Source organism: Paenibacillus sp. FSL P2-0121 (genome assembly GCF_037975345.1).
Classification (GTDB): domain Bacteria; phylum Bacillota; class Bacilli; order Paenibacillales; family Paenibacillaceae; genus Paenibacillus_AQ; species Paenibacillus_AQ odorifer.
The window spans coordinates 2779520-2805577 of sequence record NZ_CP150245.1; the positions used below are offsets into that span (position 1 = coordinate 2779520).

Below are 26058 nucleotides of genomic sequence, written 5' to 3' on the forward strand. Positions count from 1 at the left end.
AAGGAGGCTCTAAAATGACATCCTTAGTGGTTAACAATATAACAGAGCTGATTGGGAATACACCGGTTGTAAGATTAAATCGGCTGACTAGCCCCCAAGATGCAGAACTATACGTGAAGCTGGAGCTTTTTAATCCAAGTGGCAGTGTAAAAGACCGGGCAGCTTATAATCTAATCCTGCAAGCCGAGCTAGCAGGTTTGCTGAAGCCGGGCGGGACGATCATTGAGCCGACTAGTGGAAATACAGGGATAGGCTTAGCGATGAATGCCGCGGCAAAAGGGTATAAAGCGATTCTTGTCATGCCTGATAATATGACCAAGGAACGAATCAATATTCTAAAGGCTTATGGTGCGGATGTTGTGCTGACGCCCGCAGCAGAACGGATGCCGGGAGCTATAGCAAAAGCGATTGAGCTGGGAAAAGAAGTGGAGAACAGTTTTATTCCACAGCAATTCGAGAACAAAGCCAACCCGGATATTCACCGGACAACGACCGCTCTGGAAATCCTGGAGCAAATGGAAGGTAAGCTGGACGTGTTTGTTGCTTCATCAGGAACTGGGGGCACGATAACTGGAACCGGTGAGGTTTTGCGTGAGCATCTACCTGATATCCGGGTTCTTGTGGTTGAGCCGCAAGGCTCGCCCGTATTATCTGGAGGAAAGCCAGGACCACATAAGCTGGTAGGAACGAGTCCGGGCTTCGTACCCGCCATTTTGAATACACAGGTCTACGATGACATCGTTCAAGTTGCGGATGAAGCTGCCTTGGAGACGGTAAGAACGCTGGCTGCAAAAGAAGGAATTCTGCTGGGTCCATCCGGTGGTGCCACTGTATGGGCGGCGTTGCAGGAAGCACGTCGTCTTGGGGCTGGCAAACGCGTGCTTTGCATTGCACCTGACACAGGGGAACGGTATCTTAGTATGGGAATATTTTAGTTTCGTCTGGAGGAATGGGAATGAATAAGCTCAGTGTGAGTTTCCTTATTGTTCTACTGCTGGCGGGCTGCTCAGGCTCTAACAAGCCAACCCCTTCTCCAAGTGTAGAGCCAACGCCAACGGCAAGCATGCAGCAGCCAGCAGCTTATCTGGAAGCTGAAAAGCTGAAGGCGAATTTTGGTTTTGCAGATGAGTCTGGCAAGAGCATCTTAGTCACCGGGCAGGAAAAAGGGCTGGATGCGCAAATGCAACAATTGAATGAAGCGATCGGCGATCATGGGCAAGTGCTAAAAGTGAAATTGAATAAATGGCAGGAGGGTACGGAGAACAGTAATGGCCGGGAGATGGCTCACAATTTTATGAATCTGCCAGGGTATCTTTATACGGTTGAAGAGGGGAATGCGACCCCTGATGAGACCTATTACCTGACGGATCAGGCAGAGTTTAATGCGAATGCGCTAATCTCTGTTAAGCCTACAGAGGTTAAGCAAGCCTCGCTAAATGTTGCAGAAAGTGTGCGGCAGAATATTGTTTCTGCGAAAAATCGTGAAGTAGAGCACATTTGGAAACTTGCTGACCTGTCTGGTGATCGGCAGCTGTATCTCGTTCAATTCATTAGACAGGATCAGGAGATGTTATTTAGTCTCGTGCTGGAAGATAAGGCCGGGCTTACCTTTATGGATTATCCGGCTGTCATTCAAGGCGATGAATTTTCCGTCTGGAGAGTGGATGATGGAGGGGAAGTGATACCTGAGATGTTCTCTATTCTTTTTGCGGCGGAAACTGCTGAAGGTCCATTACTCGGTATGGAGTGGTGGGGAGCGGAAGGCGTAAACACATTTTTCCTGAAAAAAGAGGGAAATGTTTTTAAAGAAATGGACATTCAATACGGACGCTACACATCACCACTATAACTGGGATGCAGATACATCGAAGGATGTATCTTTTTTTTGCTACAATATAAGAAAGTATAAATTTTCACTATATATTGCTTATAATATTATGAAGGATAGCATTATTTTTTTAAAATACTTAAATTTGTAACAATAAGAACTTTAAATAGCCCGATCGAGTCATGTAGCAGAATTGTGACGGTGATATTGTTAATCATAAGATGTACGGGAGGGGACAGCAACGTATAACCGAATCAAGTATATGATCCTGTTACTGCCAACGCTAATGGTAGGGATCTGGGAGGTCGTGCGCCATCAGTTTCTAATGCCTTATATCTCGATGGATCTGGGGAATTATTTGACACCTGTCCTCGTATTTTTGTTCACTCTTGTATTGCTCGTCCCTTTGTTTTCGCTGATGGAGCGGAATCAACGGGAGCTGGAGCAGGAACGTGCGCTCAAAGAGGCAATGAAAGCCCGGGAAGGGCTAGCTAAGGAACTGCATGATGGGATGGCGCAATCTTTATTTCTTTTATCTGTCAAAATAGATCGTTTGGAAGCAAGCCGCAGGAATGGGGAAGTCAGCGAAGAAAATGTGGATCAGATCAAAAAGACCGTCCACGAGGTGAACCGTTATGTTCGACAGGCGATCGCCAATCTGAAGGTACCAGTGTCTGAGCAGCACTCTTTTTCATTGGAACAGTCGGTTAAAGATCAGCTTGCTCAAATGGCTAACGAGATTATGATTGAGGTTTCCTTGGATTGGAGTCTACAGGATGAAGCCCTCTCTCCTTCGGAAAAAGCAGAGCTGCTATCTTGTATCCGAGAGGCTATTATTAATGTGCGTAAGCATACAAGAGCGGCGAAGGTTTCTATCACAGGTGCAGGCACTGAGAAAAACTGGAGCGTGGCGATTGTCGACAATGGCGAAGGATTTCAGCATGATCCCTTTGAGGTGAACGGAAGTTACGGCCTTCAGATCATGAAGGAACGTGTCGAAGGAATGGGATGGAAGCTTCAGGTGAGCTCCGGCAATACGGGGACAAATGTGGAAATTACGAAAGGAGGGGGAAGTTTATGAGCCGGTACCGGGTTTTGGTTGTGGATGATCATGCGCATGCGCGTGAGGCGATGTGTGAGATTTTGTCCATGGATGATAGTTTTGAGGTCATTGGAGTAGTGGAGAGTGGTCCTGAGGCGATCGCGTTCACGGCCCAGTGGATGCCTGATCTCATTCTTATCGACATTCAGATGCCGGAGATGGACGGGCTGGAGACTACTCGCCGGATCAAGCAGGAATATCCCTATGTCAAAATCGTTATCGTTACGGTATCGGACGAAATTTCCCACCTCCTCGAAGCATTGAAGCAAGGCGCACAAGGGTACTTATTGAAGAATCTGGCACCTTCCACCTGGATTGAATATTTGCAAGCGATTGTGAATGAAGAAGCACCGCTAAGCCGGGAGCTGGCTTTTCAAATCTTGAAAGAATTTACCGTTCCTTCATTAACGGACGAAGGGGAGTCTTTGACGGCGAGGGAGAAGGAGATTTTAAGCTGTGTGTCTTCCGGATCGACGAATAAAGAGATTGCCATAAGCCTGTCGATTTCGGAGCATACCGTAAAAAACCATCTGAAAAACATCCTTCAGAAGCTTCAACTCCAAAATCGTACGCAGCTAACGCGTTATGCTCTGGAGCAGGGGCTTGCTTCACGTAAACGTGATTTTCCGCGGTAAATATGAGGATAGAGATGAAAGTGAAAAATGATAAAATTACTTAAAGAAAGAGGCACTCTAACTATGAACAGATTATCTCGCAAAATAATGACACTCTTCGCACCAGCCGCTGCAACACTTCTGTTGTTCGCAGCCGTGGCTAGCGCGCACGTAACCGTAGCACCAGCACAATCCAGTACCGGAGCATGGGAGACTTACACACTTAAAGTTCCTTCAGAAAAAGATGTGGCGACTGTACAAGTCGATCTACGAATCCCGGCGGGTGCCGAGTTCAAGCAATATGAGGCTACACCGGGCTGGGATGTTACCATTGAGGGGAACAAAGTTAGCTGGATAGCTAATGGAGAAGGAATTAAAGCAGGGCAATTCCAACGTTTCTATTTCACAGCAAAGAATCCTGATACTGCAGGCGACATTGCTTGGGATGCTTATCAGCATTATGCCGATGGCAGCTTGGTGCAGTGGTCTGGTGAGGCAGGAACAGAAAGTCCGCATTCTATTACTTCGATTGTGCAAGCCTCCGGTGGGGATGAACATTCTCATGGTTCCAGTGACAATGGCATGAGCATGGAAGAACATAATGCCATCATGGAAAGCGAGAACAACTCCACCAGTGTCAACCCAATGGTCTATATCGCATTAGGGATCTCTTTACTAGCCTTTTTAATAGCAACCATAAGTATATTGCGCGGGCGAAAAGAGTAAGCGGGAATTAGTTGTGATACAAGAATATAGTGTTCATGCAAGAAGCCTCCGTCAATAAACGACGGAGGCTTCTTGCATGAATTAATTGGTGATGAGGATACTTTTTACTTATCTACAGCCGTTTGCGTTTGTAAAAGGTTACGAAAGCAGCGGTTAGTATTAGGAGAAGGATGGCGACGCCAGTTGTGATGGCTTCACTCGTGCTGCCTTTTTGCTGCATAGTACCAGCACCACCAAAGTCGCCACCGCCCATACCACCAGGCATACCGCCACCAAAGCCACCGCCGCCCATGCCGCCACCACCAGGACCATTTCCGCCGCCTTCAGGGAAAGCGGGTCCGCCCATAGCACCAGGCTCACCACCCGCGTCGCCGTCAAATCCACCTTGAGCAGCTTGGCCATTAGTGTTGGTTTGTCCACCTTGAGTAGCTTGCCCGTTAGTGTTGGTTTGTCCACCTTGAGCAGCTTGCCCGTTAGTGTTGGCCTGTCCTCCTTGAGCAGTTTGCCCTGTTTGTGTAGTCTGCCCACCCGCAGCTGCTTGTGAGTTACTGCCAGGCCCCTCGCCGCCATTAGGGATAGCCGGTCCGCCCATGGCACCAGGCTCACCACCTGCACCGCCTTGGGCAGTCTGTCCACCCGTAGCCGCTTGCCCTTCGGTATTTGGTGCAGCTGCATTTGCGCCAGCATTACCAGTAGCGCCAACCGCACCTGTGGCCTGCCCAGCGCCATCCGCACCTGTGGCCTGCCCAGCACCCGCAGCGCCTTGAGCTGCGCCATTTTTAGCGCCGCCACCAAAGCCACCGCCGCCCATGCCACCACCACTTCCTGATCCGTCACCGGAGGAAGGAATGGTACCGTCGAGCTGCTGCTGGATACTTTTGGCCATGTTCGACATGAAGGTCTCAACAGCCTTTATCCCATTTTCATACTGTTCGAAAGTGTAGAAGGCGGATGGATCCGCTTTGACATAGCTGGAAATCATCGTGTTCAGCTCATCCATCCGAGCCTGGAACGTATCGTCCGCTAGATAGCCAGTAATCATCTCATTAACAATTTCGTGATATTTCGTTTTGTATTCATCATTAGCGAGCAGTTTCGCAATCAGTGGGCGTTCTGCCAACGCACCTTGGGTAGGCTCGTCAATTAACACATCTGCGCTTCCCATGCCGCCAAAAGCCATATTGTAATCCCACGGCAGAATCGAGAAGACCCCATCGTCTTCATATAAGTAATAATTCTGCTTATTTCCACCTAAATAACTGTCCATATTACCCGTGACCGCATTTAGAGCGATATACTTCAGCGATTCCTCTACGTCGATGTATTTTTCATAATCGGTGCCGTTGTTTAGCTCATTCAGCATGTCGACAAGAATATCATCGTTAGACTTATCGGATTTCATTTCTAGTCCAGTATAGAGGGATGGATCATCGCCCAGCCAAGTCAAATCACTGCCCTGACCGGTCATTACACCTTTATAAAGTGCACCATAAGTGTTGCCGAAATTGCGTTCCAGATAAGCATCACTGATCTGTTCTACTGCAAGATAAAAACCCTTCAGTTCATCATTTACATACACATTTACGAAGGAATATTTCGGCGTCGGGAGACCGACACTTTCAGCGAGCTCATAGGTCAGAAATTCACGCATATAAGAAGCATCGCTGTAATTATTATTCAGGTTGATCTTAGTAATGCCGAATAAATTCTGGTTAACATACTCATCAAAAGAAATTTTGAAGCTGTAGCGGTCAGAGTCTGTCATCTGTACTACGCTTCTGAGACTGAGATTTCCTTTGGTCCGTACAGCTACATTATCGTATTTCATACCGTTGTACTCGACGGAAGCCATTTTATATTCTTCAGCACTGGCATTATCCAGCATATCCTGAAAATCGTCCGGGTCCAAGGTGATTTTGACATCCACGACCTTATCTTTTGGAAAGACCTGCTCGTCTAGCTTTTTCTCATCGCTCGAAATGACCTTGTCCTGAGCATCAGACGTTGGATTATTTGTTGCAGACGGACTTGCGTTCTGACACCCGGCTACGGCGATGACCAGCAGCAGGCAGCAAAAACTCAGCAGGATTGACTTACCTCTGGTTTTCATCTGGGGCACCGCCTTTCATCTCGTTGTAATTAAGATACATAGTCACCGCTATAGCTGATCAAGAGTGCATTTTTGACACCTTTAAGGTCAGAGACTGTGTTGACAAAGCCGCCTACTTTATCATCGAGACGAAGCTCCAGCGTCAATTCAATATTGTTTGCGGAGACTGTTTTTTGCTTCACATTGTAGCGTTTTACGGATTTGGTGATATGGCTGTGTACTTCACGTTCACTTTCATCACTGTCGCAGTTAATGACCAGTAAGTATGGCGTTTCGATAGAAGAGTGTTTGATGAACAGGAACAAAATGAGGCCGATAATGATCGAACCGATAATAGCCAAGGTGAAAAATCCTGCTCCAGTTACAATCCCTGCTACAGCTGCCCAGAACAAGAAGATCAGATCAGTTGGATCTTTGATTGGTGTTCTGAAACGTACGATGGACAATGCGCCGACCATACCGAGGGACAGCACAAGGTTAGAGTTAATCGCAATAATGACAGTAGCTGTAATCATGGTCATGCCCATAAGTGAGACGTTAAAGCTTTTGGAATATAAAACGCCGCTAAAGACACGTTTGTAGAGCAGGTAAATGAAGTATCCGATCAGAAAAGCTACGCCCAAGGTAATCAGCATCTTGGAGATACTAATATCAGATACAAAATTGTCGATCACCGAGTTTTTAATAATGTCTGAAAAATTATTTGTAGAATCTGTAGTCGTTGTTGTAGCTGCTAGCGGTGCTAGCGGTGCTAGTGATGCATTCATAATCAATAATCCTCCCAAGTGTTAGTTTTTAAGAATTTGCGGCAGATCACGTATTTCGAAGCGGACTGCCTATTCAGTCCCTCCAGCTGCAACGCGATTTTAATGTACTCCGGAATATACTCATCGAATTTCACTTCGAAAATTATGAAGTTCTCATCAATCGCCCGAATCGGATGCAAATCCTTATCGAAAATATCCGTAGAGTGCAGGCCCGTACGTAGTTCTTTATCGAACGTTATTCGCACATTTCCGTTGTGGCAAACATAAGGCTCGCGAACATAATCCACGATGACCTTGGGTCGCAGCAGGTTATGGCGCATCTGATCGTATAACTCCATGAACAGCGGACTGTCCGGGACGTTCAGCACTTCGTAGTTGCCCGCCATAATCTCGTCGTACATTTGCCGGGTTAGTGGTTCTTTGATTTTGGCGATATAATCGTCCATTTTAATTTTTTTCTCAAAGTGAATGATGTTGTCTTGGATGTTGTAAATGCGAATCCGGTATTTGGCCCGCTCTCGGAGACCGCCGAGCTTGTCTGCAAGTGCCGTGTTGTTGATATCGTCAAAATACAAACTCCGAATGTGGTATTCTCCACTCTCATTAGCGTGTTGATCTTTATCAATCAAGCTTTGCAATCGCTGGCGCAATATAAGGTATTGATGATAGTTAATGAAAAATTTAAGTTCATGCCGGAATTGAAGCTTCTTATTCATTTTCACACCTCGTTTCTCTCTCTATCTCTGGCTAACCTTCCTGCTTGACTAATTCTAGGAGACAGACCTTATGCTTAACTTAAAATAGACTGAATGTTTGCTGAATGTTTTACACTGCGTTAACAAAAGTCTGTATAAAGAATCGTGTGCAAATTTGACTTCTGACTTTGCAGGGGGCTATCTTATTGAGAAGGCTAGAGAGAAATTTTCATAAGGAGGTACCGTGATGAGAGACTATAAATTTGCCATAATCCTAGGAGTGCTTGTGATTGTGGTTATTTTAGTGGCTTATGGGTTGGAACGATCGAAAAGCGGAAGTAATGCAAATTCACCAGCACCGTATGATCTCGTGACTACCTTTAAGGGAGATGCGAGCACAAGCCGCGCGTTTACTTGGTATACAAGTGATTCGAGTGCAGCAGGCATTCTGGAGATTGTAAAGGGACAGGTGTCCTCTTTTGCAAATACGGATGTACAAAGGGTAGATGCGAAAAGTAGTTCCATCAAAACAGACAATGGCACCAAAGGTGTTCATAAAGTGGAAGCTACGGGTCTTGAACCCGGGACGTTATATACTTATAGAGTGGGTAGTGGCGTTGAAGGAGAATGGAGTCCGGCAGCGGAATTTACAACGGAAGAAGATGGACTGGCAAGTGTGTCTTTTATCAATGTAACGGATTCTCAAGGGGAAACGGCAGAGGATTTTAAGCTGTGGGGAAATACACTGAACAAGGCTTTTCAGACATTTCCTGAAGCCAAATTTATTGTGCATAACGGGGATTTGACGGAGGATCCGGAGGATTCGGCAGGCTGGGATGATTTTTTTGGCAATGTGCAGGGCTGGATTTCAGGGATTCCGTTAATGCCGGTAACAGGCAATCATGATGAGGTGGATGAGGATGCAACGTATTATACTTCACACTTCAACCTGCCGGATAATGGGGCAAAGGGTTCAATTGCAGGCACCTCGTATTCCTTCGATTATGGACCAGTGCATGTAACGGTACTGAATACAGAGAGCAATCTAAAAAAGCAAACGGAGTGGCTGAAGGAAGATCTGAAGAACACAGACAAGAAGTGGAAAATCGTTGCGATGCACCGTCCGGCTTACGGGGGGAACTCCTATAAGAAAGTTGAAAATTGGACGGATATTTTTGATACGTATGAGGTTGATTTAGTGCTGCAGGGTCATAATCATGAATACTCCAGATCCTACCCGTTACGTGGCGGAAAAATAGTTCCAGAAGGTGAGATTTCCAAAGGTGCTAAACGAGGGACAGTCTATGTGGTGACCAACGCTTCTGGAGGAAAATTTAACGAGAAAAAAGAAGATCAGTTCTATCATGCGGTGCATTTTCAGAACTATAAGCAAATGTTTGCGGGCATTAACGTTACCGGGGATACATTAACCTATCAGGCCTATGATGTGGATGGAAAGCTGCTGGATGAGTTTGTGTTGACACATTGAGCTAAGAGAATTGGATAATATTATTTAAATACCTTCTCTGCTGTAAAGTCGGGGAGGTATTTTTTGATTTGCATTAAAACACTAAATTCAGCGCAACAACTGTGTATCTTAAGCCGTTTTTTCACATGTCTACCTTTTCCGTCATATAAGCTGTTAACTTTATAATGATAAAATAGATTTAGTTATATTTGGATTTCATTTGAAGTGAAGGGGGAGTAATATGTTTATCAGAAAAATGGTTTTTATCGGTATCATTTGTATGTTAGGTTTGACAGGTTGTGCAGCGAACACTAAATCAGGTGCTGAAGGAGAGGGAGATAAGCGTGCAGAGGGGCTGCTCAGCATGTCTCGGAGTGAACTGGCTAAGCAGGAGAGCTATACTATAGAAATGGAGAAACAAGAAGAAACATCCAGCAAATCGGAAAAAAGTGAAGATAAACATTGGTCGAGCGCTGTTTCATTTCATGTCGACTATGTTAGAAATCCTTATACCGTATATCTAAAATCGGAGACTGCGGAAGGAAAGGAACGAGAAGAATACATATCGGATACTGAATATCATACAAAGGTAATGGATGATTTATTTATTAAGCAGGACGATTATATTCCAGCGAAAGAAAAACAAATCGCACAAAGATTTATTGACCCGTATGATTATATAGACATATACCGGATAGATTCTCAGGGGATCGTTGTTTCTGAGGAGGAACAAGAATACATACTTTCGATAGAGATATCGTCTCATGATGCGAGTAAGGAAACGATGAAATTGATGAAGCAGAATTTGACAGACAAGATTAAACTAAGATATACGCTGGATAAAACTACACTTTTGCCGCATAAAGTGGAGGCAGAAATATTCACTTCATTGAAATCAGAAAACTTAAATTCAGAGTCAGTGCTCACGTTGCAAACAACTATCAGCAATTTTAATGGTATAAAAGAGATTGTTATGCCTGTAGATACTAGTGAAGAATAGTTATATCAGAAGCCTCTGGGATTTATTCCGGAGGTTTTCTTTATCAGCAGAATTATTTTCAATCAAAATTTAGTGAAATTGTATCCTGAAGTGTGAAAATGGTACGATTTTTAGAGACAATCTTCTGCAAAATATAACCATTTTCTCTCGATAATGAAAAACCTTACCATTATAATGAAAGCGTTATCAGAAAATGGAGTCTAAGTTCTGAAGGTATGGATTAAGGGGGAGGGAGGAGCAGGGATATAGAGTAAGAAGAAGGCATAAACAAACCAATTATATCGTAGGAGGCGTAAAACGTGATTCGTAACCGTATCCGGAAAACAGGACTTTTGGTCCTGCTTGGCGCGATGGTAGGCTCTTTATTCTCTGCATTCCCAGCTACTACCCATGCAGCCTCAAGTGAACCTTACACCTGGAAAAGCGTTGTAACGGGAGCTGGCGGGGGCTTTGTACCCGGAATTATTTTTAATCAAACTGAACCGAATCTGATTTATGCCAGAACAGATATTGGCGGGGCCTATCGCTGGAATCAAGCTACATCTAGCTGGACATCAATTAGTGACTCGGTAGGCTGGGTGGATTGGAACAAGAATGGTGTTGATGCTCTGGCTACAGACCCAATTGATCCTAATAAAGTCTACATGGCAACAGGTACGTATACTAATCATTGGGATAATAATGGCCAGATTATGCGCTCTAATGACCGGGGGAACACCTGGCAAACTACTCCACTGCCTTTTAAAGTAGGTGGCAATATGCCTGGCCGTTCCGCTGGTGAACGTCTAGTCATCGACCCCAATAAGAACAACATTCTCTATTTTGGAGCTAGAAGTGGTAATGGTCTCTGGAAAAGTATTGATTCGGGTGTAACTTGGTCAAAGGTAACCTCTTTTCCAAACGTAGGAACGTATATTCAGAATCCGACACTTGATTATGGGAATGATCTTGTCGGATTGTCTTGGATCACTTTCGATAAGAGCACAGGTACACTTGGCAACGCTACTCAAACGATATATGTCGGTGTGGCCGATACGGCTAGCAGCATATATCGGAGTACAGATGGTGGAGTAACCTGGACAGCTCTGGCTGGACAACCTACGGGGTTCTTGCCACATCACGGCGAGCTGTCATCCACAGGTGATCTCTATATTACTTATAGTAATGGTGTAGGTCCCTATGATGGCAGTAAGGGTGAAGTTTGGAAATACAACAAAACTAGTGGGGCTTGGACCAATATCAGTCCTACGACCGGTGAAGATAACTGGTATGGCTTTGGTGGATTGGCGCTGGATGCTCAGCACCCTAACACATTGATGGTATCCAGCTTAAACGCTTGGTGGCCTGATGAAGTTATTTTCCGCAGTACCAATGGTGGGGCTACTTGGAGTCGCATTTGGGATTGGGGCAATTATCCAGAACGGACTTATAAGTTCAGCATGGACATCACCGCTGCTCCATGGCTCGATCATGGAACCACTTCAACATCCCTGGATCCTTCACCGAAGCTAGGCTGGATGATGGGTGATTTGGAAATTGATCCATTTAACTCGAATCGAATGATGTACGGCACTGGAGCAACAATTTATGGCTCGAACAATTTGACCTCATGGGATACCGGAGGCAAGGTAAATATCTCTGTCATGGCAAAAGGTGTGGAGGAAACTGCAGTGCTGGGGCTAATTAGCCCGCCAACAGGAACCTCCCATTTGATCACTGCACTTGGTGACGTTTCCGGTTTCCGTCATGAGGATTTGTCGGTAGCGCCGACTAAATTCCAGACCAGTCCTTCATGGGCAACGACGATGAGTATTGACTATGCTGAACTGAGTCCGTCCTATATGGTGCGGGTAGGCAGTGCAGATAAAGAAAAAACGCCAAGTATGAAGTCCATTGGTATCTCTAACGATGGTGGAGTGAACTGGTACATGCCAAACTCCGAGCCTTCCAATGGAACCAAAACAACGGTTGGCCATGGACAAGTAGCTGTCTCTGCAAGTGGTAATTCCATTCTGTGGAGCACCTCAGATATCGGGGTGTATTATTCCAAAACCTCAGGCAATTCTTGGACAGCAAGTGCAGGATTACCGGCTGGAGCGAAGATAGCGTCTGATCGCGTGAATCCTAACAAATACTATGGATTTTATGCAGGAACCTTCTATGTAAGTGTGGATGGTGGAGCTACATTTACTGCCACCGCAGCTTCGGGCTTCCCGACCAATAATGTGGCTGGATTACAGCCGAATGAAGCCCAAATCAGTATGAAGGCAGTTCCAGGTATTGAAGGTGACATCTGGTTCGCCGGAGGGAATACGGTTGAGAATAAATATGGTCTATGGCACTCCACTAATTCAGGTGCGAGCTTCACGAAGTTAACGAATGTAGAAGAAGCTGATCTTATTGGTTATGGTAAGGCTGCTCCGGGCCAAACTTATATGGCATTGTACACCGTAGCTAAGATTGATGGTGTACGGGGCGTATTCCGTTCTGATGATGTTGGCGCAACTTGGGTTCGTATTAATGACGATGCTCACCAATACGCTAAGATCAATATGGCGATTACTGGGGATCCAAGAATCTATGGACGTGTATATCTCGGTACGAATGGCCGAGGCACCTTGTATGCTGATCCTGTAAATCCACCAGCTACAGGCTCGACCATTACGCCAATAACTGCAAGCTTTGATAAGAAAACAGCAAATCAGACAGACGTCGCAGTAACTATGACGTTGAACGGAAATACGCTGAGCACGATCAAGAACGGAACGGCAACCCTCGTAGCCGGAACGGATTATACGGTAAGTGGATCAACAGTGACGATTAAAAAAGCGTATTTAGCGACGCAAGCGGTAGGAACGACAACGCTGACGTTCAGCTTTAGCGCTGGAGCTACACAATCCTTGGCGGTAGCGGTAACGGATACTACAACACCAGTATCCAACTCCACGATAACGCCTACAAGCGCGGGATTTGATAAGAAAACAGCAAATCAGGCAGACGTTGCAGTAACTATGACGTTGAACGGAAATACGCTGAGTGCGATCAAGAACGGAACGGCAACCCTCGTAGCCGGAACGGATTATACGGTAAGTGGATCAATAGTGACGATTAAAAAAGCGTATTTAGCGACGCAAGCGGTAGGAACGACAACGCTGACGTTCAGCTTTAGCGCTGGAGCTACACAATCTTTGGCGGTAGCGGTAACGGATACTACAACACCAGTATCTAACTCTACGATAACGCCAACAAGCGCGGGATTTGATAAGAAAACAGCAAATCAGGCAGACGTTGCAGTAACTATGACGTTGAACGGAAATACGCTGAGTGCGATCAAGAACGGAACGGCAACCCTCGTAGCCGGAACGGATTATACGGTAAGTGGATCAATAGTGACGATTAAAAAAGCGTATTTAGCGACGCAAGCGGTAGGAACGACAACGCTGACGTTCAGCTTTAGCGCTGGAGCTACACAATCTTTGGCGGTAGCGGTAACGGATACTACAACACCAGTATCCAACTCCACGATAACGCCAACAAGCGCGGGATTTGATAAGAAAACAGCGAATCAGGCAGACGTTGCAGTAACTATGACGTTGAACGGAAATACGCTGAGTGCGATCAAGAACGGAACGGCAACCCTCGTAGCCGGAACGGATTATACGGTAAGTGGATCAACAGTCACTCTCAAGAAGGAGTATTTGGCAACTCAAGCGGTAGGAACGACAACGCTGACCTTTGAGTTTAGTGCCGGAGCGGCACAATCCTTGGTTGTCACTCTCTCAGATACGTCAGTAGCTCCTACAGCAGCACTGAAAGTGCAGATGTATAACGGTACAGTGACTGCTTCCGGAAATACGCTAAATCCAAAGTTTAAGCTGGTGAACACAAGTACAAGTGCCGTTGCACTTTCTGATGTGAAATTAAGATATTATTACACAATTGACGGAGAGAAGGCACAAAGCTTCTTCTGCGATTGGTCACAGGCTGGAAGCGCGAATGTAACGGGCACGTTTGTGAAGCTGCCAACGGCTAAAGCGGATGCGGATTATTATCTGGAGCTTGGATTCTCGAGTGCAGCAGGTTCACTAGCTGCGGGTGCGAGCATCGATATCCAAGTGCGAGTAGCTAAAGAGGATTGGTCAAATTACACTCAAACCGGAGATTACTCCTTTAATGCGGTTGATACCAATTTTGTAGACTGGACAAAAGCGCCCGCCTACATCTCAGGTAACCTGATCTGGGGTAATGAACCTAACTAAGAATCTTCACCAATAGTTATGCTGAAGAGGCTGTCCTAAAAAGTAGAAAATTCTACTTTTGGGGCAGCTTCTTACTTTAACCCTCAGGCTATAGGTGGTATGTACGCTATGTGCTACGTTCTATGAGTCATGTGATATGTGGTATGTCGGATGCATTTATGGTTCCTATAGTGTTGGCTATATAGTAATTAGGGAAAACCTCCCTGAAAATAGCCGATATTTGCTTTAAATCAACGAAATCAGGGAATTATTCCCTGAAAATCAGGCGAATTCGTTAGTTTCCAGCAAATTAGCCAATAATTAGGGAGGTTTTCCCTAATTATTGGCTGGATGACCAAAAAACTTAGAATTTTAGGGAGAAATTCCCCAATTATGCTATCAACGCTTCACTTCCTCCTGTACGGTACGCAAAAACCAGCTAATGATATTTAAAAGTAGTTCTGACATACCATTTGCTGTTTTGGCTGTTACAATGTTTGTCCACTATCTATGGTAATGATCTGTCCAGTCATTGCTTCCTGTTCTAGCGCAGCGCAGACGAACTGGGCGATATTCTCGGCGGTTGAAATATGCTGAAGCAGCAGATTAGGGGCTAGTTTATGCATTTGTTCTTCTCGTCCAGACCACCATCTAGTAGCAACGGCTCCCGGTGCTACACAGTTAACTCTAATATGGGGAGCCAGCGCGTGTGCCAGCGATTTGGTAAGACCGTGGACAGCCGCTTTGGAGACGGCATAAGGAAGGGATGAGCCTAAGCCTGTCTGTCCAGCGATGCTGCCGAGATTGAGGATGGCTCCTGAATTTTTTTGGTTCATATACGGTGCAACCGCTCTGGCGCAGAAAAACATTCCTTTCACATTTACATCATATAACTCATCCCATACTTCCTCTGTTGCCTTTTCCAGATCTCCGAGAGCAATATGTTTAGTTATACTGGCGTTATTCACTAGCAGATCTATTGTCCCGAAATGCTGAATAATCGAATCGACCATACTTCGCACTTCCTGATCTTTAGACACATTCGCTTGTATTGCTATAGCCAACCCTCCTTGATTCAGAATCGTCTTTACGGTTTCATTGGCTTCATCCTCAGATCTAGAATAGTTCACTACGACGTGGGCTCCGCGTTTGGATAACTCCAAGCTTACAGCTTTGCCAATTCCAGTCCCTCCACCGGTTACTAATGCGACTTTATTGTTGAGATCCACCCTCAATCACTCCTTATGTTGGCGTATGTTGTTGTTATAAAGTATTCTATAGAGAAAAGTGGATTTCGTATAATTGAATATAATGAAGGTTTGGTTCAATTAATTTGAATTGAATAGGGGAGGGCACTAGGATGGATCTAAAAACAATAAAAACCTTTCAAACGATCGTAACTTCCGGAAGCTTTAATCGCGCAGCAGAAGAATTGAACTATGCCCAATCTACAGTTACGATGCAGATGCAAAGGCTTGAATCTGATCTGGGATGTCAATTGCTTGAGCGGGGGAAGCAAATCAGCTTAACAGAAGCAGGCAGATTGTTTTATGAAGAGAGCCTACATATTGTTAAAGATATGGAACGACTAGAGAGCCGTTTGGCTGATTTAAAAATAGGGGAAGCTGGCAACGTGCGATTAGGGGTAACGGACCCTACGGCGAGCTATCGTTTGCCGCAGCTTTTAAGTAGGTTTATGGTGCAATTCCCTAAAGTGAAGATCTCCGTGGATATTGCGGGAACCGCCGCACTTAGTGAACTACTCCTGCGTGGTGAAATTGATTTGGCAGTGTGTTCGGCACCAGAGCTCGGTAAGGAGCTGTATTTTGAACCCTTATTTGCGGAGGAATTCTTGTTACTTTTGCCAGAAGAGCATCCGCTAGCATCCAAGGAACGTATCACCCCAGAGGATCTACAGAGTCATCGCTTACTGATTACGGCAGCGAATTGTCCTTATCGTAAAAAATTAGAAAGTGTGCTGCAGGAATCAGGCGGGCCGCCACTAGATACAATGGAGATTGGGAGCATGACAGCGCTGAAATATTTTGTGGGAAGTGGTTTAGGTGTGGCACTTGTTCCTGAGATTGTGCTGAATCCAGCCCCAGCAGGAACTATAGTACGGAAGCTGGAGGGGAAGGTTATTGATATGACCTGTGGGATCCTATGTAAACTTTCAGATTATCCGCTTAAGCAAGCGAGCTCCAGTTTGTATCATTTTTTAAAACAGGAACTAACCGTGACAAGGATATTTTGAATTTTAAACGAATTGTTAAGAAATAGAAAAAATAGAAAGGGCGGTGTTTGATGTTTTTTAGGAGGAAATTCAGTTTCTGGCTTTCGATTATAAGTATCATCATCTGTCTGAGTGACTATCTGGGGGTGGGGATCGCGAATATTATTCTTGTACGTTTGAACCCTATTATAGATACACTGATCTTTACAGAACCTTTTGAAAGCTTCATGGTTGATGTAAATAATCCGAGATGGGGAACCAATAGTGCGTTAATCAGCGTCAGATTCCCAACTTATATTATTCATTTTGGAACGTTTTTGATTTTGGGTATTCTAATTGATTACCTTATTCGTATATTAAAACAGAAGTAGAAGTGTAGATGAGCCTAGAAGAGGAAAGGTGAGCTGAGATGAGCGGAGCAAAGGGAAAACTTGATTTGGAGAGAATTGTTTTTATTGGCAGAACCTATGAGGAATATATACGTATGTTTGATTTGCTGGAATCAGATCTTATCGGCCAGAGCATTCTGGATTGTCCTGCGGGTGCTTGCTCTTTTACAGCAATAGCGAATCAGTTGCGTGGTGAAGTAACGGCTGCTGATATTGCTTACTATTACTCTGAAGATGAGCTGGCAGACAAAGGGGTTCAAGATATTGCGCATGCGATGTCCGGAATGGAAAAAGTACAGGATAATTTCGTTTGGAACTACTTTAAATCAATCGAGGGACTGACCGAAGCGAGGAACGCAGCTTTAACCGCCAGCACTAAGGATCGAAGACAAACCCCGGAGCGTTATGTTCCTGTGATACTTCCGGATCTGCCTTTTGCGGATGAAGCATTTGACCTGACATTATCTGCACACTTTCTATTTATGTACAGCGATCGGCTGGACTATGAATTTCATTTAGAGACTGTTAAGGAACTCATGCGGGTGACGAGAGGCGAGCTTCGAATCTTTCCACTAGTCGACCTCTCTTGTAAAAGGTATAAGCAATTAGACCGCCTTATTGATGATTTGGTGAGGCAAGGATTTACTGCAGAGGAACTAGAGGTTCCTTATGAATTTCAAAAAGGTGCAAAGCAGATGTTGAAGATTAGAAGAGCAGAATTGTTCCTCTGAAATATAAAAAACGAGGGTGCCTCAAGCCATGATGACTTTGGGAGCACCCTCGTTTTTGTATACATATCTATAAAGCTTACGCTACAGTTTCTTTCCGTTCTGCTACAAAACAAGCTATGCCTAATACCAGACCAAGGCCCACTAGAACCGCACCGACCCAAGGAAGCGAAGTGATCGCTAGATGAGAAATAACCCAACCGCCAATAAAGGCACCCGCTGCGTTACCGAGATTCCCGGCGGAGTGGCTGGTCGTTGAAGCAAGTGCAGGGGCAGCCTGAGCCAGACTCATAATCCGTATTTGCAGACCTGGCATGACGGCAAAGGACACCATACCCCAGAAAAATATTGTGATTACCGCAGCTATTGGGCTATGCATCGTGAAGGAAAAGATCGTTAGAATCATACTGACTGCAAAATAAAGTCCCACGATAGAAGGCATCAGCTTCCAATCCGCAAGCTTTCCGCCAACGATGTTCCCGATGGTCACCCCACAGCCGAATAAGACTAGAATCCAAGTCACACTATGTTCAGCAAAACCGGTCACTTCTTCAAGCAGTGGAGTAATATATGTGAACACGGTGAACAAGCTGGCGTTCCCTAACGCCCCGATCAATAAGAATAGCAGCAGCTTTGGATTAGCCAGAGCAGCAATCTGCTGGATAACACTCGCTGGTTTCTCTTGTTTAAGCTTTGGAATAAAAATGAGGATGCCGATCAGCGCGGCGACTCCCATGACAGCAATCGCTGCAAATGAGGCCCGCCAGCCCATACTTTGTCCAATAAATGTTCCTAGAGGAACTCCGACAATATTGGCTATCGTTAAACCTGCCATCATAATAGATACGGCTCCGGCCCGCTTATTGGGTTGTACAAGATTGGATGCAATGACTGCGCCAACCCCAAAAAAAGTACCATGAGTTAAAGCTGTAATTATACGAGCTACCATGAGAACGGTATAGTTTGGTGCAAACACAGAGATTCCGTTGCCCAGTATAAAAAGAATCATGAGAAGACATAACAGTTTCTTTTGCGGAATACGCTGCGTGAGAATGGTCAGGATGGGTGCGCCAACGGCCACTCCAAGTGCGTACATTGTAATGAGTTGGCCAGCAGTCGAAATACTAACCTGTAAATCGTTGGCGACATTTGGTAAAATACCCATAATAACAAACTCAGTCATACCAATCGCAAAAGCGCCTACCGTAAGAGAAAGTATAGAGATGGGAAAGGGCTCTTTCCCTGCTCGTTCTTTGCGTGATTGTGCCTTGTTGAGGTTTGGAATTGCGTTCATGATGCCGATGTTCAACCTTTCTTCTGCCTGTAATGAAGCTCCACCTTGGTTAAGATGATAGATCCGACATGTAAGTATTGCTTTTCTATTATTTAGTTTTCTGAAAATATTTTCAAGATAAATATTTTTTCAGATAGTTTTCATTTTTATAGATCATTGAAGGGATGGTTATTTATGAATGATGAAAGCCAAGTCCAAGTGCTTGAATTGCCGGAAATGAAGCGAGAATTTAATAGCAGTTTGCAGAGTAATGATCGTGGATTGGTTATAGAAATCTATCAATTTGCGAACCCTTCCTGGCCCGATGAGACTGAATTGTTCCTTCCTTTGCGATGAGAAAAAATTATAAGCAGGCAGCTTTAATAGCGCTTCAGAACTTTGACCTGGATTGGACGCAGATTCGTTTTAACCAGCTATCGGATACCTGTACCTTTGTTATCGAAACTAATAAAGAGGGAACTTTTTTACTGCGCCTTCATTCGGGGAGATCTAAAGAGGAAATTAACTCCGAAATCGCGTGGCTGGAGCTTTTGAAGAGCAAAATTGATGTCCCCCTGCCAAAAGGTGTTCATGATCGCACGGGTGCTGTAACGTTCAGAGTGGAACAGGGAAATGGAGAAGGTGTTTATGCCTCTTTAATGCGCTGGGTTGAAGGGGAACATGCGAATGAAAATCTTACCGAAGAACAAATTTACAAAGAAGGCGTTCTATTAGCCAAGCTACATAAGGCGGCACAGGAGCTGGAGTTACCCCCTGGCTTTAATCGTCCTGTTTGGGATGAACATAGCTTTCGAAAAGCAATGCTTCGTTTAAAGCTGCATTATCATTGTTTTCTTACAGATGAAGAGTTTGTGCTGTATCAGTCGGCAGCTGAGAAGTTATACAATTGGTTAAGCAAGCAGCATAAAAATAAGAACAGAAGGTCTTATGGCGTTATCCATGGAGATTTACATCAAGGCAACATCATATTTAAAGAGGGTGAGCCTCGGCCGATTGATTTTGGGAGATGTGGTTGGGGGTATTATCTTTATGACGTAGCACATACCCTTCTTGGACTGTATCCATTGCAAAGAGAAGGGGTCATTAAGGGGTACGAAAGTATCGCCAAGCTTGACGGGGAGTGGGTTCAGACTTTAGAGAATTTTACGGTCATGGTGATGATCGAAAATTATTGCCATCACGCATCCGATCCGAGGGAAACCGAGGGTCTAAAAGCAGAACAGTTGTATGCGTTAGCGATCTTGAGAAATTATCTTAAGGGAGAACCCTTTCTTTTTAACAGGATTGAGATTTAACGTATAGAAATAGGGTCTCTTTGGGGAATTTATATAAAGTTCCCTAAGGAGGCTATTGTGATGAAAAAAAGCTGGATTGCTCCCCTTCTTGTCGCAGTGATGCTATTTCTGGCGCCACAACCTTGCTCCGCAAATAGGTTAATTCAACCTCAGTCTGTAACACCTTCCAGGTCTGATTCGGGACTTCAACTGCCAGATCAAGATTCTCGCGAACTTAAGTTTCAAGACATGCTGATGTTATTTCTTTTACCCCATATTGAGAAAAAGATTGCAGATATTTATTCGCCGCTTTTGCGAGAATCGCCAATGGTTTATCCTTACTTTGTGGATGTGACAGAGGTGAAGCGGACCAATGGTTTCCGGGGGTTTGATTTCTTGATTACACTTAACGTATATCCTACAGTTGGTCCACATATTTCAGTTGGAGAAGATACCATGACTTTTAGGATCTCTCCTGGTCCTAAGGTGAAGCTTGAATCGTTCAAGCATCTAAAAGACCCCAAAAAATCAGACTTTCCACCAAATTATCAGAACATCCTGAGATAGTGTAGTTTCGGTAAGGCGGGTGGGTGGAAGAGTAGATATTAATATGTGCCACACGTTGAGTTATGAGGCGAGCTATTTTTACATGTGTAGGGAGTTCTGAGGTAATGGTGATGGGAGTTGTAGGGAAAGGAGTCTTTGGGAGAGGGGAGGAAGGTTGGGTTAGTGGCATGATGAGGTGAGGGAGAGGGGAGGAAGGTTGGGTTAGTGGCATGATGAGGGTGTGCGTGCGTGTGTCCGGGAGCGGGCAAACGGGATAGTTGCAGTTTATACACTTACTTGCAGGAGATAAGAAGCTTAGTCACTTTTAGTTGCATTTGGTGCAGTTAAAAGAAGTCTTTTCACACTTATTTGTTAATATCGTTGAATTTAGTTGCAGAGAATACACTTATTTCGCTCGGGCAGCACAATGTATTGTTTATAGTTGTATAAAGTGCAATTAACTCATACATTCCCAAACGATTTTGAGCAAAATAAAAAAATCCATGGGTTAACGTTGCAATACCCAACTCATACCCAACTCATACCAACTCATACCAACTCATACCCAACTCATACCCAACTCTGCCCAGCCCACCGCACACACTCCGATCTTTGGGGTGTTTTTTTGTGGTTAGAAATGTGGTGGATTAATGGCGATTATGGTATTATGAAATTAGTGGATATATTGATTTAAGTTACTAAATTCAAATATGGAGGTGTGAGGGATTGGGTGATCATAAATTCGAAGGCGAACACAAGGGGAGCAGTATTAGCGAAATTAAAGATAAAGTCACTAGCGATAGCGCAAGTAACAACAAGGATAAAGTCAAAGTAGGTGTAGCCACTAAAGACGGGCAGTTGGGGTTTCTTTTTACAAGGGGAGGTCTTCGGGAAGGTGCAGGTAGAAAAAGCACTGGTGTAACTAAAAAGGTATCTTTGACGTTATCTGAGGACGTTTGGCAGGAGATAGAGCAGGCTTGTGCGGATCAGAACGCATCTCGCTCCCAAGTATTTCGGAACATCATTGAGGCGCATTTTGTAAAGGAATCTAAGGAGAGTTAGGTGAAGTCTTTGCTAATCCATGTTTCAAAAGATTCTCTTAGTACCGCTTTGCAGGCAGCATTAAAAGCCATATCCGCGAATAGCTCCTCACGTGTTCTGTCAGGAATACTTATTCAGGCGCAAACTCAGGGTCTGATATTAACAGCCAGCAATATAAGAATGACCATTGAATATAAGCTCCCTGTGAAGATGGATTCGATGGTTGTGCACAACACAGGTGAGATCGTAGTTCCCGCGCGTTATTTTTATGAGATCATTCGTAAGCTTGATCCTGGACTAATTAGGCTGGAAATCGTAGAGTCATTGATTTTAAATATTCAATCAGGAAACACTCAATTTCGTTTGTGTGGAATGGATGCGGTAGAGTTTCCGAGAATCCAATACATAGATCATCCAAACATTCAAAGGATAAGCATGAAGAACACTCTCCTGAAGCAAATATTTAAAAGAGTGGTTTTTGCGGTCTCTTCATCGGAAACCAGACCTGTGCTTACAGGAGTTTTGCTGCAAATAGAGAAGCATAATATTCGTGTAGTCGCCACTGATGGCATCCGCTTCGCCCAGCATGTTGTTGAAAGCGTAGATGATTACGGGGCAATTCCTTTAGATGTTGTAATCCCGGGCAGCACCCTGGAGGATCTTTTGAAAATATTAAACGATGATGCAGACAGCAGCACCGATTTAGAAATAGGCCCCAAGCAGATCAGATTTATTTCTAATGGATTGAGGGTTCAGTCTGCTCTTTTAGAAGGAACTTATCCCTCTGTCAATAATTTAATCCCAAAAGCGTACCTCTCCGAAGTGATTGTTAAGAAAGACCGATTGTTACATGTGGTTGAACGTATTTCTATATTGGCTGGTGAGAGTGTTATGCTCAGCGTACTTCCTTCTAATACGCTAAGTTTAGTGTCCAAGACTGCAGAAATTGGGGATGTAAAAGAAGAGATTCCTTTGGAGCATCTGGAAGGTGATCATTTTCGAGTAGCCTTTAACGGAAAATATTTCAGGGACATCCTTCGGGCGATCGATAGTGAGACGCTTAGAATCAGGTTCGCGGGAAAAGAAAGGGCGCTGGTGATCCTGCCTGTGGACGCATCTTCGTCCACACTTTTTTTAATTACTCCTGTGAGGACGCATGATTGAGGATTTGTTAAGTACAGTATTTGAGTAGGTTTGGGTGAATAGCTGCAACTGAGTCCGATAGTGTGGCAAAATGAGCAGAATTATGGAAATAAGAGCAACTGAGTCCGAATAGTTGGTGAAAAGAACACCGCCTGCCAAATTTGCTCCTAAACGTGCTGCCCAGTGCTTAAACTAGCTGTCTAGGGCTCGACCTAGCTACTTTGTGTGCGGATTAGCTCCCTATAGCTCAACCTAGCTACTCCGTGCGGAATAAGTTCCCTATAGCTCAACCTATCTACACCGTGCGGAATAAGTTCCCTATAGCTCGACCTATCTACACCGTGCGGAATAAGTTCCCTATAGCTCAACCTATCTACACCGTGCGGAATTAGTTACCTATTACTCAACCTTGCCGCCTACGTCCCAAACTACCTGCCTACGCCTCGAAACCAACTACCTTTTGATTGAACTTGATCGTAGCGGACCGTATTGCAGCTATTTCAGCACATTGGTTCATATTCCGAAGGTTTCGGACTGTATAGCTCTTATTGCCCCTGATTTGTGAAGAAAAAGAGTGCATTTGAGCGAATAGCTGCAACTGAGTCCGAATAGTTGGTGGAAAAAACGTCGCCTACCAAATTTGCTCCTAAACGTGCTGCCCAGTGCTTAAACTAGCTGCTTATAGCTCAACCTATCTACACCGTGCGGAATTAGTTCCCTATAGCTCAACCTATCTACACCGTGCGGAATTAGTTCCCTATAGCTCAACCTATCTACACCGTGCGGAATTAGTTCCCTATAGATCAACCTATCTACACCGTGCGGAACTAGCTCCCTATAGCTCAACCTATCTACACCGTGCGGAACTAGCTCCCTATAGCTCAACCTATCTACACCGTGCGGAATTAGCTCCCTATAGCTCAACCTAACTATACCGTGCGTGGAATTAGTTCCCTATAGCTCAACTTAGCCGCCTACATCTCGAAACCAGCTACCTTTTGCTCGATTGAGATCGTATCGGACCGTATTGCAGCTATTTCAGCACATTGGTTCATTTTGCAAAGGTTTCGGACTGTATAGCTCTTATTGCCCCTGATTTGTGCAGAAAAGGAGTGCATTTGAGCGAATAGCTGCAACTGAGTCCGATAGTGTGGCAAAATGAGCGGAATTATGGAAATAAGAGCAACTGAGTCCGAAATAGCCAAAACCCACTTCAACTTCACAGCTTTCCCAGACGGGAATGAGGTATATTTGATCTGGGAGGGGATGGAATGCATAATGCAAAGACGGCCATATTTTATTTCTCAGGTACGGGCAATACGGAGATTATTGCTAAGCAATTTGCTGAAAGGCTAAGAAGTAAAGGGCAAGATGTAGATTTGTTTAGAGTGGAAGATGTTTTTAAAGGCACTCGTTCTGTAGAATATGAAGCCTATGATCTTATAGGTATTGGTCATCCGGTTCTAGGCTTTGGCGCTTCCGGTTTTGTTGAACGTTTTGCAGAAGGGCTACCTGATTGTAATGGAACCCCGGCATTTGTATTCAAAACGGCATCCTCTCCACACTATATCAATAACGGTGCTTCGAATACGGTGCTTCGTTCTTTGCGTGGGAAGGGATATAATCCCTTTCACAATTCGATTTTGGCGATGCCATGTAATTTTTATATCAAATACAATGACAGGTTGAATAAGCAATTGTATCAAGCCGCACAGCGTAAGGTGGAATTGTTTGCAGAGGAAATCGTAAACCGGACACCACGAAATCTGCCGATTCACCCTGTGTTGGAGCGGGTTCTGAGAACAGTATATTATTGTGAGGAACACCAAGGGGGAAAATACTTCGCCAAAGGATTGCGTACAACCGACGCTTGCACACTATGTTTAAAATGTGTCAGAAACTGTCCAACATCCAATATTAGTAGCGGCGTAGAAGGAATTGTTTTCAGTCAAAATTGTTTATTATGTATGCGTTGTGTTTATTCTTGTCCTCAGAAGGCAATCCAAGCGACACGACTTAAGGCTAGCGTAGTAGATCCCTATACTGGAGGTCCGAAGCTTCATAAACTAATGAAGGATTCTGCGAATGATGGACGGTTTGTTACTCCCAAATCCAAGGGCTACTACAAGCATTTTATTAAGTATTTGGAGGAATGACATATGAATCTGTTTCGGATGGGATCGAAGCCACTGGGGATTGAGCGGATCAGCACATTTTTGGAGGATAATTATGTGAGTATCGGCTACCCCGGAATAGGGGATCTGGAGAATCTAAGCACAGAGGAACTTCGTGATCGATTGATTGGCACATACCAATATAGTGAGTTGGAGCTTACGCAACATCTGCGAGCCCTTCAGCTATTTGTACATACGATGCAAGATGGAGATTATGTGCTGGTGGCCGATGGAGATTGGGTACATCTCGGGGACCTCGGAGATTATTTTTACAACGAGTTTACTGATAATGTTGACGAGGGTACATGCCATCGGCGTGGTGTGACGTGGTTGAAAAGTGTGCCGATTTCTGAACTAAACACAGGCGTGCGGGAGTTATTTAACCAAAGTGCACCGGTTGTACAATATAAGGGTCCCAAACCAAGTGCTCGCTTGGATCTGTGGATTACAGGTGTTTCTGCTAATGAACAAGAAGTGAATAGTCCGCTGGAATTGGATGAGGAGACACTCTCTAAGGCGCTTAATATTTTGAAAGATGCTTTGATTTGTGATGACTCCGAACGACGGGAACGAGCAGCGATAGCCATTTTACAATATGCGAAGTAGAGCCCCTCTTGTATATCGGGTGTACGGTTCATTATCTTCATGATGAGTTCCAATTAAAAAACGTTCCACCCGCTACTTGCCT

At 44.6% G+C, this 26058-nt stretch carries 23 protein-coding genes and 1 pseudogene; 19 read left to right on the forward strand and 5 right to left on the reverse strand.

Annotated elements, in window-relative coordinates; translation table 11 throughout:
* Positions 1-14: 14 nt before the first annotated feature.
* The 5 genes from cysK (at position 15) to MKY54_RS12115 (ending at position 4270) form a co-directional block, all read left to right on the forward strand.
* A complete protein-coding gene (cysK, locus tag MKY54_RS12095; protein ID WP_036683481.1) occupies positions 15-935 on the forward strand; it encodes a cysteine synthase A in 921 nt (306 codons plus the stop codon).
* 20 nt (positions 936-955) lie between these two features.
* A complete protein-coding gene (locus MKY54_RS12100) occupies positions 956-1849 on the forward strand; it encodes a hypothetical protein (protein ID WP_339190594.1) in 894 nt (297 codons plus the stop codon).
* 241 nt (positions 1850-2090) lie between these two features.
* Positions 2091-2909 (forward strand): histidine kinase, encoded by an 819-nt coding sequence (locus MKY54_RS12105; RefSeq protein WP_076130653.1) that lies wholly within the window; start codon positions 2091-2093, stop codon positions 2907-2909.
* A complete protein-coding gene (locus MKY54_RS12110; protein WP_076130654.1) occupies positions 2906-3565 on the forward strand; it encodes a response regulator transcription factor in 660 nt (219 codons plus the stop codon). The genes MKY54_RS12105 and MKY54_RS12110 overlap by 4 nt, the downstream gene beginning before the upstream one ends.
* Positions 3566-3628: 63 nt before the next feature.
* Positions 3629-4270, forward strand: a complete 642-nt coding sequence (locus tag MKY54_RS12115; protein ID WP_076130655.1) for a DUF1775 domain-containing protein — start codon at positions 3629-3631, stop codon at positions 4268-4270.
* A 112-nt stretch (positions 4271-4382) separates the two neighbouring features.
* Here MKY54_RS12115 and MKY54_RS12120 read toward each other — a convergent pair whose 3' ends face one another.
* The 3 genes from MKY54_RS12120 to MKY54_RS12130 are packed head-to-tail and all read right to left on the reverse strand — an operon-like array spanning position 4383 to position 7863.
* Complete coding sequence (locus MKY54_RS12120; protein WP_339190596.1) at positions 4383-6380, reverse strand: CotH kinase family protein; 1998 nt, start codon at positions 6378-6380, stop codon at positions 4383-4385.
* Between the two features lie 29 nt (positions 6381-6409).
* On the reverse strand, positions 6410-7147 hold the full coding sequence (locus MKY54_RS12125; protein WP_339190597.1) for a DUF4956 domain-containing protein: 738 nt from the start codon (positions 7145-7147) through the stop codon (positions 6410-6412).
* A 2-nt stretch (positions 7148-7149) separates the two neighbouring features.
* On the reverse strand, positions 7150-7863 hold the full coding sequence (locus tag MKY54_RS12130) for a polyphosphate polymerase domain-containing protein (protein ID WP_036683495.1): 714 nt from the start codon (positions 7861-7863) through the stop codon (positions 7150-7152).
* A gap of 226 nt (positions 7864-8089) precedes the next feature.
* Here MKY54_RS12130 and MKY54_RS12135 point away from each other — a divergent pair, with 226 nt between their 5' ends.
* From MKY54_RS12135 to MKY54_RS12150, 4 genes and pseudogenes are all read left to right on the forward strand, one after another.
* Positions 8090-9331 (forward strand): metallophosphoesterase family protein, encoded by a 1242-nt coding sequence (locus MKY54_RS12135; RefSeq protein WP_339190600.1) that lies wholly within the window; start codon positions 8090-8092, stop codon positions 9329-9331.
* 220 nt (positions 9332-9551) lie between these two features.
* On the forward strand, positions 9552-10310 hold the full coding sequence (locus MKY54_RS12140; protein ID WP_339190601.1) for a DUF6612 family protein: 759 nt from the start codon (positions 9552-9554) through the stop codon (positions 10308-10310).
* A gap of 350 nt (positions 10311-10660) precedes the next feature.
* Positions 10661-13813 (forward strand): annotated as a pseudogene (locus tag MKY54_RS12145) (X2-like carbohydrate binding domain-containing protein); the annotation flags it as partial.
* Positions 13787-14569 carry a X2-like carbohydrate binding domain-containing protein gene (locus MKY54_RS12150; protein ID WP_339191176.1) on the forward strand — a complete coding sequence of 261 codons (783 nt, stop codon included), beginning with the start codon at positions 13787-13789 and terminating at the stop codon, positions 14567-14569. The pseudogene MKY54_RS12145 and the gene MKY54_RS12150, both read left to right, overlap by 27 nt.
* Positions 14570-15036: 467 nt before the next feature.
* Here the strand turns inward: MKY54_RS12150 and MKY54_RS12155 are convergent, their stop codons facing one another.
* On the reverse strand, positions 15037-15777 hold the full coding sequence (locus tag MKY54_RS12155; protein ID WP_076220260.1) for an SDR family NAD(P)-dependent oxidoreductase: 741 nt from the start codon (positions 15775-15777) through the stop codon (positions 15037-15039).
* A gap of 131 nt (positions 15778-15908) precedes the next feature.
* Here MKY54_RS12155 and MKY54_RS12160 point away from each other — a divergent pair, with 131 nt between their 5' ends.
* From MKY54_RS12160 to MKY54_RS12170, 3 genes are read left to right on the forward strand one after another with little or no spacing between them, the layout of a single operon-like run.
* Positions 15909-16802: a LysR family transcriptional regulator gene (locus tag MKY54_RS12160; RefSeq protein ID WP_339190603.1), complete on the forward strand. Its 894-nt coding sequence runs from the start codon at positions 15909-15911 to the stop codon at positions 16800-16802.
* A gap of 50 nt (positions 16803-16852) precedes the next feature.
* Complete coding sequence (locus MKY54_RS12165) at positions 16853-17152, forward strand: hypothetical protein (protein WP_076100716.1); 300 nt, start codon at positions 16853-16855, stop codon at positions 17150-17152.
* A 38-nt stretch (positions 17153-17190) separates the two neighbouring features.
* On the forward strand, positions 17191-17901 hold the full coding sequence (locus tag MKY54_RS12170) for an SAM-dependent methyltransferase (protein ID WP_339190605.1): 711 nt from the start codon (positions 17191-17193) through the stop codon (positions 17899-17901).
* 76 nt (positions 17902-17977) lie between these two features.
* On the opposite strand, the gene MKY54_RS12175 is transcribed toward MKY54_RS12170, so the two are convergent.
* Complete coding sequence (locus MKY54_RS12175) at positions 17978-19192, reverse strand: MFS transporter (RefSeq protein ID WP_076129958.1); 1215 nt, start codon at positions 19190-19192, stop codon at positions 17978-17980.
* Between the two features lie 174 nt (positions 19193-19366).
* Between MKY54_RS12175 and MKY54_RS12180 the strand changes: the two genes are divergently transcribed.
* From MKY54_RS12180 to MKY54_RS12210, 7 genes are all read left to right on the forward strand, one after another.
* On the forward strand, positions 19367-19528 hold the full coding sequence (locus MKY54_RS12180) for a hypothetical protein (RefSeq protein WP_175617408.1): 162 nt from the start codon (positions 19367-19369) through the stop codon (positions 19526-19528).
* The gene (locus MKY54_RS12185) at positions 19525-20487 is read left to right on the forward strand and encodes a phosphotransferase (protein ID WP_076187646.1); all 963 of its coding nucleotides are present in this window, start codon (positions 19525-19527) and stop codon (positions 20485-20487) included. Before MKY54_RS12180 ends, MKY54_RS12185 begins: the two co-directional genes overlap by 4 nt.
* A gap of 60 nt (positions 20488-20547) precedes the next feature.
* Positions 20548-21033, forward strand: a complete 486-nt coding sequence (locus tag MKY54_RS12190; protein WP_076187648.1) for a DUF3888 domain-containing protein — start codon at positions 20548-20550, stop codon at positions 21031-21033.
* A gap of 705 nt (positions 21034-21738) precedes the next feature.
* Entirely contained in the window at positions 21739-22074 is a 336-nt protein-coding gene (locus MKY54_RS12195) for a hypothetical protein (protein ID WP_254857132.1), read from the forward strand.
* The gene (gene dnaN / locus MKY54_RS12200) at positions 22075-23217 is read left to right on the forward strand and encodes a DNA polymerase III subunit beta (protein ID WP_339190607.1); all 1143 of its coding nucleotides are present in this window, start codon (positions 22075-22077) and stop codon (positions 23215-23217) included.
* Between the two features lie 1250 nt (positions 23218-24467).
* On the forward strand, positions 24468-25352 hold the full coding sequence (locus tag MKY54_RS12205; protein WP_076179332.1) for an EFR1 family ferrodoxin: 885 nt from the start codon (positions 24468-24470) through the stop codon (positions 25350-25352).
* Between the two features lie 3 nt (positions 25353-25355).
* Positions 25356-25976, forward strand: a complete 621-nt coding sequence (locus MKY54_RS12210; RefSeq protein ID WP_339190608.1) for a hypothetical protein — start codon at positions 25356-25358, stop codon at positions 25974-25976.
* The last annotated feature ends 82 nt before the right edge of the window (positions 25977-26058 follow it).